The organism is Trueperaceae bacterium, assembly GCA_036381035.1.
In the GTDB taxonomy this organism is placed as follows: domain Bacteria; phylum Deinococcota; class Deinococci; order Deinococcales; family Trueperaceae; genus DASRWD01.
In genome coordinates this window covers 76,190-88,343 of record DASVDQ010000106.1, presented here as the reverse complement: position 1 = coordinate 88,343, position 12,154 = coordinate 76,190, and the positions used below count along the sequence as shown (strand labels likewise).

Genomic DNA, 12,154 nt, shown 5'->3' with positions numbered 1-12,154 from the left:
CTTGTAGAAGGGCTCGGTGAGGCGCGCCAGCGCGTCCTCCGGCACGCCGGGCCCGTCGTCGCTGACCCGCACGGTCAGGCGCCTGTCGCCGACGGCGACGGCCACGCGGGTCCGCCCCGCGCCGTGGCGCAGGGCGTTGTCGATGAGGTTCGCGACCGCCTGCTGCACGATCCGCGGGTGCGAGACGTAGGCGCCGCCGAAGAGCCCCCGCACCAGCACCCGCGAGCGGCTCTGCTCCGGCAGCGCCGCCAGCGTCTCCTCGAGGAGCGGCGCCAGCGGCCGCCGCTCGGCGGCGTGCTCCCACGAGCGCGCGAGCGACAGCAGGGCCTCGAGCACCTCCTCCATGCGCCTGACGTTCTTCTCGACCACCTGGAGCGCGTCGTCGGCGGGCGCCTGCCCCAGGCGCGCCCTCTCGACCTGGAGGCGGATCGCCGACAGCGGCGTGCGCAGCTCGTGCGAGGCGTAGCGCGTGAAGGCCCGCTCCCGCTCCACGTGCTCGTCGACGGCCTCGGCCATGGCGTTGAAGCTGCGCACGAGCTCGGAGAGCTCGTCGCCGCCCGGCGGCACCCGCACGGCCTCGGTCCGTCCCGCGGCCGCCAGCTCCCGCGTGGCCCGCGTCAGGCGCGAGAGGGGCCTGGCGATGCGGCGCGACAGCAGGTGGCCCAGCGCCAGACCAAGCAGCGCGAACACGGGCACGTCGAGGAGGTCGAGGAGCAGCCCGACGCGGCCCGACGCGCCGCCCTCGGGCAGCCTGTCCTCCAGCGCCTCGAGCGCCACGTCGAGCACGCCCTCGAGGAACGTGGCGGCCAGCACCGCCGCGATCACGGCCAGGAAGACCGAGCGCCGTAGGCTCATGCCTCAAGTATTCAGCCCAGGCCGAGGCGGTAGCCGCCGGGTACGGTCTCGATCACGGTGCCAGCGAGCTTCTGGCGGAGCTGGCTCACGTAGACGCGCACGACGCGGGGGCCCGAGCCCGCCTCGGGGAAGAGGCGCTCCTGCAGCTCCTCGGCGGTGAAGACCCGGTCCGGGTAGTGGGCGAAGAGCTCGAGCATCTCGAACTCGCGCCGCGACAGCGTCACCTCCCTGTCCTCCCAGGTCACGCGGCGGTTCGTGAGGTCGACGTGGAGCGGCGGCCTCTCGAGCACGGACCGGCGCGTCTGGGCCCGCCGCCTCAGCAGCGCCCGCACGCGCGCCAGGAACTCCGCCAGGCCGAACGGCTTGACGAGGTAGTCGTCGCCGCCGAGGTCGAGTCCCCTCACGCGGTCGACCTCGGCGTCGCGCGCGCTCACGAACAGCACCTGGCCCTCGAAGCCGGCGTCCCGCAGCTGGGAGGCCAGCTCGAAGCCGGCGTCCTCGCGCGCGCCGATCATGACGTCGAGCACGGCGAGGTCGAAGCGCTGCTCGGCCGCCGCGCGGGCGGCCGCGGCCTCTGACGTGACCCACTCGACCTGGTAGCGCTCGTGCCTGAGGGCCTCGGCCAGCGCGTTGCCGATGTCCGCATGGTCCTCGAGCAGCAGGATCTTCATCCACTTACCCCTGACTTACCCGTCGCACTTAGGCTGGCGCCGTCCGGGACGACGGCCTGCGCGCCTCGACGGGAGCGCGCGGACCCGGGTGACGCGACGGGGCACGGGCGGAGGCATGATATACCATCGCCCCCGAACACCGTTCCCGTGCGGTCTCCCGCGGTGCGGTCCGCGGGCCGGGCCGCCCACCCGTACACGTGAGGAGACTGACGATATGGACACCAGACCGCAGCTACGCTCGGCGACCAGGAGGTCGCTGGCTACGCTAGGCGCGGCGCTGTGCATCCTCGTCCCCGGCGCGTCCGTCGCGCAGGACATCCCCGCGGGCCCCCTCAGCATCGGCGTGATCCTGCCGCCCGCCACCGGCGAGCCGCTGGCGGACGCCGTGGCGCGGTCGGCCGCCGACGGCGCGACGATGGCCGGCGAGGAGTTCGCCTTCAACGCCGAGATGCTCGGCATCGAGTTCTCGGTCCTGACGCGCGAGGCCAGCGGCGCCGACGCCGTCGTCGCGGTCGCCGAGGAGCTCGTCGGCGAGGGCGCCTACGTGGTCGCCGGCGGCTTCAGCCTGGAGGAGGCCGCGGCGCTCAGCGCCTGGTCGGCCGAGTCCGGGGTGCCCTACCTGAACGTCGGCGCCTCGGCCGACGTCCTGCGCCAGGAGCAGTGCCAGGCCACCGCCCTCCACATCGCGCCGAGCGCGGCCATGTACCTCGACTCCCTCGCCGGCTGGTACGTGCGGTCCGGCTACCGGCAGTGGTTCTTCGTGCACGGCACCGACGAGGAGTCGCAGGCGCAGCTCGAGCGCGTCCAGCGCGGCCTCAGCGAGCGTCACTTCGGCGCCCGCAGCGTCGGCGAGGTCGCCCTCGAGCCGGGAGGCGACGCCGCGCCAGTGGTCGACCGCGTCCGCCGCAGCGGCGCCGACGTCGTCCTGCTCCTCTTGCCCGCCGCGGAGCAGCTGCGCGTGCTCGCCGCCCTCGACGAGGCGGGTCTCGAGGTCGAGGTCACGGGCTTCCCGTACCCCGAGGCGCAGACGCGCGCGTTCTACGCCGCCTCGCGCGAGGCGGCGCCGCGCCTCGGCGTCGGGCACCGCGCCAGCGCCTGGGAGGCGACGCTCGACGCCTACGGCGCCAGGGAGCTCAACGCCCGCTTCCGCCAGAGGTTCGAGGGCCAGCCGATGGAGGCGCCCGCGTGGGCCGTCTACCAGGCCGTGAAGCTCGGCTACGAGGCCGCCTTCTTCGGCGGCGGCACCGACGCCGAGGACGTCCTCGGCTACCTGCAGGCGGAGACGACGGTGTTCGACGTCTGGAAGGGCATCGGCACGACGTTCCGCCCGTGGGACGGCCAGCTCAGGCAGTCCCTCTACCTCGTGAAGATCAGCGAGACCGAGACCGACCCGTTCACGCTCGCCACGCTGGTGGGCGAGCTGCCGGCGATCTACATGCCGGGCACCGACCCTGTCGAGCGGCTCGACCAGATCGGCGACCTGGCGGACGCCAGCTCATGCCGCCGCTGAGCACGACAGCCACACCACGCGCCGAGCCGGAGGCCGGCGGTCGAGAGGAGAACATGAGAGCACGACGCGTCACCAACAGGAGGCTAGCGGCCCTAGCGCTGGCCGCGGCGCTGGCCGTGGGCGCGGCGCAGGCCCAGGACTCGTACCGCATCTACGTGGCCAACGAGTACAGCGCCGACATCACGGTCATCGACACGGCCACCGACGAGGTCATCAAGACGATCACGATCTCGGGCCGTCCCGGCGAGGTGCGCCCGCGCGGGCTGGCTGTGAGCCCCGACGGCAAGACCGTCTACGTCGCGGTCTCCGACTTCAACCCGCAGATCGAGACGCCCGAGGACAAGATCATCGCCATCGACGTCGAGTCGAACGAGGTCGTCGGCGAGTTCCGTGCGGGCGGCAACCCCGAGCGCGTGGCCGTGAGCCCCGACGGCACCCAGATCTGGGCCGCCCTCGAGGCCATCGCTCAGGGCGCCGGCTACGACGTGGCCACGGGCGAGCAGCTCGCGAACTTCCGCGTCGGCGTCGAGGCCGAGGGCGTGGCCGTGAGCCCCGACGGCAAGTGGGTCTACATCACCGCCGAGGCCACGCACACGGTCACCGTCATCGACCGCGAGAACCTCCAGGTCGTCAAGCACTTCCTGGTGGGCAACCGTCCGCGCGTCGTCGAGTTCTCGAACGACGGCACGCGGGCCTACGTCTCCGCCGAGATCGGCGGCACGGTCTCGGTCGTCGACACCTCGACCCACTCGGTCATCGACACGATCAACCTGGGCCTCGACTCCCGGCCCGTGGAGATCGCCGTGGACCCCACCTCCGACCGCATCTACGTGGCGGGCGGCGGCACCAGCGCCGTCTACGTCATCGACACGTCGACGAACGAGATCGTCGCCACGATCCGTGAGCGGATGGGCCGCCGTCCCTGGGGCATCGCGATCACGCCGGACGGCAAGAAGGTCTACACGGCCGACGGCCTGTCCGACAGCGTCAGCGTCATCGACACGGAGTGCCTCTGCGTCGTGGACCGCATCGAGGCCGGACGCGGCGCGCACAGCGCCGAGATCGGGGTGATCCCGGGTGGCGAGTAAGCGTGTGCTCCTGGCGGCGCTCGCCGGCGCCGCCCTCCTGGCGGGCTCCGTCGCCTCCGCGCAGTACTCGCGGGCGCCCTTCTTCGAGCAGACACTGGTGCAGAGCCAGGCCTACGGGCTCCAGCTCGCCATGCAGCGGCTCGACGCGCTCGAGCTCGCGGGCGACGACCTCGACGACGACTTCCTCGAGGTGGTCGAGGGTCTGGAGCAGGACCTGGCGAGGTTCATGGGCACGCTGAGGTCCGCCGACCCCGAGCTCGCCGAGGCCGTCGAGGAGGCCGTGGAGGCCGTCGAGGAGGCCGCCGCGTCCGGCGACGGCCTGGAGGACGCCATCGCCGAGGCGCGCGCCCAGCTCGAGGCGGCCTACGAGGTCGTGATCCCGGCCGAGGTCCGATCCGACCCCGTCTTCACGGCGGCGCTGATCGTCGACCTGTCGCTCGGCGAGGGCGGCGTCGGCGAGGGGTACGAGGAGGCCGTCGAGGGCGAGCTCGGCGCCTACACCATGGGCTACGCCGCGCTCCAGCGCGTGAGCGCGCTGTGGGGCGAGATCGCCGACGTGGCGACGGAGCAGCAGCGCGCCGACATCGAGGAGATGCTCGACTTCCTCGGCACCATCTACCCTGAGCCCACGATCGAGGAAGCCATCGTCGGCAACCCCGAGGAGGCCGAGGCGCCGGTCCAGCGGATGATCGGCGTGCTCGAGACCGTGGTCGACGCCGAGCTGTTCCCCGGAAGGGACCTCGCCGCCCTGGCCGCCCACCTCCCCGAGGAGCTCGCCGGCTACTGCCAGGCCTACGAGGCCGGCGACGACGAGGTGGCGCTCGAGGGCGCCATCGCCGTCAGCTACCTCTACCTGACCGACGACCTCGGCCAGTTCCTCGGGTTCATGGACCCCGAGGTCCACGAGGAGGCGCTCGAGCTGATAGGCGCGCTCACCGGCCTGGAGGCCGAGGAGGAGGGCGAGGAGGCCGGCGAGGGTGACGACGAGGAGGAGGACGAAGAGGAGCGTCCCGCCGTCGAGGACCCCGCGGCCGCCTGCCGCGAGCTCCAGGAGGTCTTCCGTCAGGCTCACGAGGTGCTCGGGGGCTGAGGCTCTCGGGTTACCGTCTAGGCGATGAGTCTCGATCCCGCACGTGGGGGCTCGCCGGCCGCCGAGGCCGCTGGCGGGCCCCCCGCGGTTGCGCGGGGCACGGCTCCCGCCGTCGCGGCGGAAGGCCTGGGCCGGCGCTTCGGCGACCTCGTCGCCGTCGACGATCTGAGCTTCAGCGTCGCCCAGGGGGAGTTCTTCGCGCTCCTGGGGCCGAACGGCGCGGGCAAGACGACGACGATCCACATGCTGACGACCCTGCTCGCGCCCACCGCCGGCCGCGCCAGCGTGATGGGCTACGACGTCGTGCGCGAGCCGCAGCGCGTCAGGCAGGTCCTCGGCATGGTCTTCCAGGACCCGGCGCTCGACGAGCGCCTGACAGCACGCGAGAACCTCGAGCTGCACGCGGTCCTCTACGGCATCCCGACGCGCGAGCGCCGCGACGCCGTCGAGCAGTCGCTCTCCTGGGCCTCGCTCGCCGAGGCCGCCGACAGGCGCGTGCGCGGCTTCTCCGGCGGCATGAAGCGCCGCCTCGAGCTGGCGCGGGCGCTCATGCACGGTCCCGGCGTTCTCTTCCTCGACGAGCCGACGCTCGGGCTCGACCCGCAGGGCCGCAGGCACCTCTGGGAGCGGATCGACGCGCTCCGCAAGGAGGGCCTCACGGTGGTGATGACCACGCACAACCTGCCCGAGGCCGAGGCCTGCGACAGGGTCGGCATCATCGACGCCGGACGCCTCGTCGAGATCGGCCCGCCCGCCGAGCTCGTGGCCAAGCACGCCCCGGCGGGCGGAGACCTCGAGGACGTGTTCATAGCCCTCACCGGCAAGCAGCTCCGCGACGAGGAGGCCACGGCGCGCGACCTGATGGTCAGCTTCGCCAAGCGGGGCGGGGAGCACACGCGGTGAGCGCCGACGCCGCCGCCGTCGCCGGCCCCCGCGCCAAGGCGCCGCCCTCCTGGCTGGGCGTCGCCCCGTCGGTGGTGCTGGTCATGTGGCGCCGCGAGATGCTGCGCTACTTCCGCGACCGCTCGCAGATCTTCGGCGGGGTCTCGCGGACCGTGCTGTGGCTGGTGATCCTCGGCTTCGGCCTGGGCGCCGCCCTGCGCGAGATCGAGGGCTACACCTACGCCCAGTACATCCTCCCCGGCGTGATCGTCCTCAACGTGCTCTTCGCCGCGCTCCAGTGCGCCATCGCGCTGGTGTGGGACCGCGAGGTCGGCATCATGCGCGAGGTCTTCGTGTCGCCCTCGCCCATGCTCTCCGTGGCGCTCGGCAAGCTGCTCGGCGGGGCGACCGTCTCCGTGCTGCAGGGGACGATCCCGCTCCTGTTCACGCCGCTCATCGGCGTGCGTCTCACGGTCTGGTCGGTGCTGGGCGCCTGGGGCGTGATGTTCTTCCTCGGCCTCTTCATGACCGCACTGGGCGTGATCATCGCGACCAGGCTGAAGACGTTCGAGGGCTTCGGCAGCATCTCCAACGGCGTGATCCAGCCCCTCTACTTCCTCTCCGGCTCGATCTTCCCGCTGCGCGGCGTGATAGGCGGCGTCGGCTTCCTCGAGATCCCGCCGGCCCTGCGGGAGGAGCTGCGGCGGCTGGGGATCTTCGCGATCGGCGGCGGCTGGATCGTCCAGCTCCCCGTCTGGATCCAGGCGCTCGTCTACGTGAACCCTGTCAGCTACCAGCTCGACCTGCTCAGGTACGTGCTGCTGGGCTTCCAGCAGCTCCCCATGGCCGCCGACATCGCCGTGACCTTCGGCGCCGGTCCGGTCGCGGTGGTGTTCGCCGCCTGGGCGATGCGGCGCATGGCCTCGGCGGGCCGGTAGGAGCCTGGCGCGGCGGACGCGGTCTCACGCGGTTCCTCCCCAGCAAACCGGACGCTCACGATGCACGCCTAGGGTCGCCTCAAAGCGCATGTCTACGAGCGCGCCCGCGCCCAGGAGCGCCCGCGCGCGCCCGGGCATGGGAGGAGGGTCCGATGAGACGCTTGAGGCACGTCGGCACGCTGGCGGCGCTGGCGACGCTCTTCCTAGCCCTGGCGCAGGACGCCGCGGCACCGACCCTGACCGTCGTCGAGGACCAGGAGTGGGGTCCCCACCTGGCCGACTCGCAGGGGCGGAGCCTCTACGTCTACATGCTCGACGAGGGCGGCGTCAGCGCCTGCACCGACGAGGTCTGCACGCGCAACTGGCCGCCCTACGTCGTCGAGGGCGAGGTCACGGCCGGCGAGGGCGTCGACGCGGCGCTGGTCGGCACGTACGAGCGCCCCGACGGCAGCGTGCAGGTCACCTACAACGGCTGGCCTCTCTACTACAACGCCCGCGACGAGGCCGAAGGCGACATCCGCGGCCAGGCACTGGGCGAGGTGTTCTACCTGATGGCGCCCGTGGGGAACGCGGCCGACGAGCGCGTGCAGCCGGAGGCGCCCGAGGACGCCGCGGCCGAGCAGGGCGGGCGGGAACAGGCCCAGGGCGGAGAGGGCGACGCGGCCGAGGCCGGCGAGGCGGGCGAGCAGCAGGGCGGCGAGCAGCAGGGCGGCCAGGCCGGTGAGCAACAGGACGAGGCGACGCAGGAGCTGATGGCGCAGGGCCAGCAGATCTTCGCGAGCACCTGCTCGCCGTGTCACGGCGCCCAGGCGCAGGGTCAGGTGGGCCCCGCCCTGGCGGGCAACGGCTTCGTGGGACGCGACCAGGAGCTCATCAACACGATCCTCAACGGGCGGCCGGAACCCGGCATGCCGGCGTTCCGCGACCAGCTCGACGACCAGCAGATCGCCGCGGTGGCGACCTTCGTGCGCAACTCGTTCGGCAACTCGTTCGGGCCGATCACGCCGGACCAGGTAGCGGCCCAGCGCTGAACGTGGCGGGGCGCCCAGCGCCCCGGTGAGGAGGAGAGATGAGCTTGGCGCCTACCTTCAGGACGCTCTGTCTGGCCTGCTGCCTAGCCGGCGGCGCGGCGCTGGCCAACGAGGAGCTCCTGGAGCTGCAGCAGGACCCCGACCAGTGGGTGATGGCCAACGGCAGCTACTCCGCCCTCAACTACAGCCCGCTCGACCAGATCACCGCCGAGAACGTCGACCAGCTCCAGGTCGCGTGGACGTTCCAGACCGGCGTGCTCGACTCGCACGAGGCGGCGCCGCTGGTGGTGGGCGACACGATGTACCTGCTGACCCCGAAGCCCAGCGTGCTGTACGCGATCGACCTGAACCGGCCCGGCGTCGTGAAGTGGGCCGTGGCGGTGGAGATGCCGCAGCTCGACCAGGCCCTCGCCGTCGCGTGCTGCGGCGGCCAGACGCGCGGTCCGGCCTACGCCGACGGCAAGGTCTTCTTCAACACGCTCGACGGCCAGCTCCTCGCCGTCGACGCCGAGACCGGCGCGATCGTCTGGCAGCAGCAGGTCGCCGACCTGTCGATAGGCGAGACCACGACCCTGGCGCCGCTGATCGTCCACGACCACCTGATCACGGGCCCGGCCGGCGGCGAGTACAGCATCAGGGGCTGGGTGGCGGCCTACGACCTCGAGACGGGCGAGGAGGTCTGGCGCTTCTACAACACCGGTCCCGACGACGAGATGGGCATCGGCGACCGCTGGGCGCCGTTCTACGCCGACGACCAGGTGGAGGAGCCGGGCCTGTCGACCTGGTACCGCGACTCGTGGCAGATCGGCGGGGCCAGCGTGTGGGGCTGGTTCAGCTACGACCCCGAGCTCGACATGTTCTACTACTCGACCGGCAACTGCTCGCCCGGCAACCCCGACTACCGGCGCGACCCGGCGCGGGCGCCCGGCTACTTCGAGTTCCCGAACAAGTACTGCGCCTCGCTGATGGCGCGCGACGCGACCTCGGGCGAGCTGGTCTGGGCCTACTCGATGACGCCCCAGGACCCCTGGGACCTCGACGAGCCCGGGCAGAACCTGCTGGTGGACCTCGAGATCGACGGCGAGACCGTGCCGGCGCTGGTCAAGGCCGCGCGCAACGGCTTCTTCTACGTCTTCGACAGGCGCACCGGCGAGATCCTCGTGGAGCCCTGGATGCACTCGACGGTCACGTGGGCCACCGGGTTCGACATGGAGACCGGCAGGCCGGTCATGGACCCCGATCGCGAGGTCTACACCGACGTCGTGACCGAGGGGCTGTGCCCGCTCATCGCGGCCACGAACTGGGAGAACCAGGCCTACAACCCGGACACCGGGCTGATCTACTTCAGCGAGCGCAACCGCTGCGGCGACTGGCGCGCCTTCGCGGGCGAGTACGTGCCGGGCGAGTCCTACCGCCTGCGCGAGACCGTGCGCAGCTACCTGGGCCCCGACGGCCAGGGCACCTGGGGCAACCGCCTCGTGGGCGTCGACCCGGTGACGGGCGAGCAGGCGTGGGGCATCGAGTCCATGGGCGACGACAACAAGCCCGTCTTCACCACGGCCGGCAACCTGGTGTTCCAGGGCGGCCAGGAGGGCGAGTTCCGCGCCATCGACGCCACCACGGGCGAGGTCCTGTGGCAGTTCATGCTGGGCGCCGACTTCAACAACTCGCCGATGACCTACATGGGCCCTGACGGCAAGCAGTACGTGGCCGTGATCACCTCCAGCGGCGCCGGCAGCCTGGGCGTCGACGCGAACGCGCCGCCCGACGAGGAGGACCGCTACCGCCGCGCCGGCTCGACCCTCTACGTGTTCACGCTGCCCGACGACGCCGCGCCGCCGGCGGAGGGCGGCCAGGACCAGCCGGAGGGCCAAGGTCAGGACGACGGCCCCGGCGGCCAGGAGGATCAGGGCCGACCCGGCGGCGGTGACGGCGGGGCGGACCAGCCCGGCGGAGCCGGCGAGGACGGGGGCGCGGGCGAGGGCGAGTGAGCCCTGTAGTTCCCGATCGTGGGTCCAGCGGGCGGCGACGAGCGCGGCGGGTCGCCGCCCGCTCGCTCGCCGTACTGCTGGCGGCCGCGGTCTTCGCGCTGGCGCGGGAGGGCGCGGGCGACGCGTCGCCGGGCGCCTGGGACCTCGTCGTCTGCGCCGACCCGCACGCGATGCCGCTCAGCGACAGGAGCGAGGCCGGCTACGAGAACGCGATCGCCGCGCTCCTCGCCGCACAGATGGGGGCGCGCCTCGTCTTCGACTGGTACCCGCAGATGCAGGACATGATCGACCTGCGGCTGCGCGACGGCCACTGCGACGTCGTCATGGGGGTGCCGGACGGCACGCCCCCGCTGCTGACGACGATCGCCTACTACACGAGCCCCTACGTCTTCGTCTACCGCGCCGACGCCGGGCTCGAGCTCGCGTCCCTCGACGACCCGGTGCTCGCCGACCTGGACATCGGCCTGCAGAACGCCGGCATGCCCCCGCACGACTCGCTGGTGTCGCGGGGGTTGGCCGGGAACATCGTCGCGGAGTACGGGAGCACGCGCTACGCGCCCGTCGAGGACCCGCAGGCTCGACTGGTGGAGGCGGTGCTGGCTGGCGAGGTAGACGTGGGTGTCTCGTGGGGCCCGCCCGCCGGCTACTACGCCGCGCGGCACGAGGGCGAGCTCGTCGTCGTGCCCATCGAGCCGGCGATCGACCCCGCGCCGCCCTTCACGCCCATGCAGCTCCCCATGACGATGGGAGTGAGACGGGGCGACGAGGCTCTGCGCGACGCGCTGAACGCGGCGATAGCGGCCCGCTGGGACGACATCCACGCGGTGCTCGAGGAGTACTCGGTGCCGCTCGTCGCGGGGGGTCCGGCGCCCGCGCCGCCCTCCGCCCCCGAGCGCCGCGCCGTGGGATTCGTGGCCCCCGCTCCCAGCGGGGCGCTCACTTCGCCGCGGGCGGCGGTGTACGACGTCGTCGGGGAGTCCGCGCGGATGGGCGCGCTCCTGGCGGAGGACGACGCCGCTAGGGGACCGGCGCCGCAGCTCGACGTGCTCTTCGCGAACTCGCCGAGCCCGGAGGCCGCGGAGCGCGCGGCGCGTCGGCTCGTCGCCCTCGACGGTGCCGAGGCCATCGTGGGCGGGCTGGGCGAGGGACAGGCCGCGTCCCTGGCGGCGGTGGCGGGCGAGCTCGGCATCGCGTTCCTCAACGTGGCCGACGACGACCCCGCGCTGCGTTGCGCCGACGCCTTCAACGTCGCCCCCGGCGGAGCCATGTACGCGGCGGCCGTCGCCGACTGGTTCGGCGGGGACGGCGTGGCCCGCTGGCACGTCGTGAGGCTCGAGGGTCCTCCGTGGGAGGGAGCGGCGCAGGCGTTCCGCGCCGCGGTCGCGTCCGCGGGCGGCGAGGTCGTGGGCGAGACGGTGGTAGCCGAGGCGCAGCCGCTCTACCTCGACGCCCTGGAGGCCGCGGAGCGGGCCGGCGCCGAAGCGGTCTTCCTCCTCGTGGGGGCCGCCGACCAGGTCGCGTTCCTCGCGCAGGCCGTCGGCAGCGGCCTCGACCTGCGCGTGGTGCCGTACCCCGAGGAGGTCACGCTCTCGCGCGACTACGTCGCGGCGGCGCGCCGCCTGGGACGCGGCGCCGGCGCCGAGCGGGTCGCGCCGTGGGAGACGACGCTGGCCGAGGGCGCGGCGGGTGAGCTCAACGAGCGCTTCACCTCGCGCTTCGGCGCGCCCATGGACCCGCTCGCCTGGACCTCCTACGCGGCGGTCACGCTCCTGGCGGGGGCGATCGGCGCGGGGGTCGACTTCGGGCCCGACCCCCTGGCCGACTTCCTGCTCGGCGGCGCGTTCGACCTCGGCAAGGGCGAGCCGCTGTCGTTCGACCCGACCACCAGGCAGCTCCTGCAGCCCCTCTACATCGCGAGGTCCGCGGGCGAGGCGGAGTGGGGGCCGAACCTCGGCCAGCGGGTCGCGGTGGCGGAGCTGGCGGGCACGGTGCCGGCGCCGCGCGCCGACCCGGCGACCTGCCGGCCGGGCACGCAGGCTCTTCTAATCCAGGACGATTAGTCTGCTCATACATCGCAAGGTCGTCGGCTGCGGTCCGC

At 72.9% G+C, this 12,154-nt stretch carries 10 protein-coding genes; 8 read left to right on the top strand and 2 right to left on the bottom strand.

Annotated elements, in window-relative coordinates:
* Both VF202_12645 and VF202_12640 read right to left on the bottom strand, forming a co-directional pair.
* The coding region (locus VF202_12645) for a HAMP domain-containing sensor histidine kinase (protein ID HEX7040962.1) at positions 1-855 on the bottom strand (855 nt) is incomplete at its 3' end.
* A gap of 11 nt (positions 856-866) precedes the next feature.
* The gene (locus VF202_12640; GenBank protein ID HEX7040961.1) at positions 867-1,526 is read right to left on the bottom strand and encodes a response regulator transcription factor; all 660 of its coding nucleotides are present in this window, start codon (positions 1,524-1,526) and stop codon (positions 867-869) included.
* A gap of 214 nt (positions 1,527-1,740) precedes the next feature.
* On the opposite strand from VF202_12640, the gene VF202_12635 reads away from it, so the two are divergent.
* The 8 genes from VF202_12635 (at position 1,741) to VF202_12600 (ending at position 12,116) form a co-directional block, all read left to right on the top strand.
* Positions 1,741-3,036, top strand: a complete 1,296-nt coding sequence (locus tag VF202_12635) for an ABC transporter substrate-binding protein (protein HEX7040960.1) — start codon at positions 1,741-1,743, stop codon at positions 3,034-3,036.
* Between the two features lie 53 nt (positions 3,037-3,089).
* A complete protein-coding gene (locus VF202_12630; GenBank protein HEX7040959.1) occupies positions 3,090-4,124 on the top strand; it encodes a beta-propeller fold lactonase family protein in 1,035 nt (344 codons plus the stop codon).
* Positions 4,114-5,214, top strand: coding sequence for a hypothetical protein (locus VF202_12625; protein ID HEX7040958.1), 1,101 nt, complete (start codon positions 4,114-4,116; stop codon positions 5,212-5,214). Before VF202_12630 ends, VF202_12625 begins: the two co-directional genes overlap by 11 nt.
* Positions 5,215-5,238: 24 nt before the next feature.
* Positions 5,239-6,117, top strand: a complete 879-nt coding sequence (locus VF202_12620; protein ID HEX7040957.1) for an ATP-binding cassette domain-containing protein — start codon at positions 5,239-5,241, stop codon at positions 6,115-6,117.
* Positions 6,114-7,034: an ABC transporter permease gene (locus VF202_12615; GenBank protein HEX7040956.1), complete on the top strand. Its 921-nt coding sequence runs from the start codon at positions 6,114-6,116 to the stop codon at positions 7,032-7,034. Before VF202_12620 ends, VF202_12615 begins: the two co-directional genes overlap by 4 nt.
* Positions 7,035-7,186: 152 nt before the next feature.
* A complete protein-coding gene (locus VF202_12610; protein ID HEX7040955.1) occupies positions 7,187-8,065 on the top strand; it encodes a c-type cytochrome in 879 nt (292 codons plus the stop codon).
* 38 nt (positions 8,066-8,103) lie between these two features.
* On the top strand, positions 8,104-10,056 hold the full coding sequence (locus VF202_12605; GenBank protein HEX7040954.1) for a PQQ-dependent dehydrogenase, methanol/ethanol family: 1,953 nt from the start codon (positions 8,104-8,106) through the stop codon (positions 10,054-10,056).
* Positions 10,053-12,116: a quinoprotein dehydrogenase-associated putative ABC transporter substrate-binding protein gene (locus VF202_12600; GenBank protein HEX7040953.1), complete on the top strand. Its 2,064-nt coding sequence runs from the start codon at positions 10,053-10,055 to the stop codon at positions 12,114-12,116. Before VF202_12605 ends, VF202_12600 begins: the two co-directional genes overlap by 4 nt.
* The last annotated feature ends 38 nt before the right edge of the window (positions 12,117-12,154 follow it).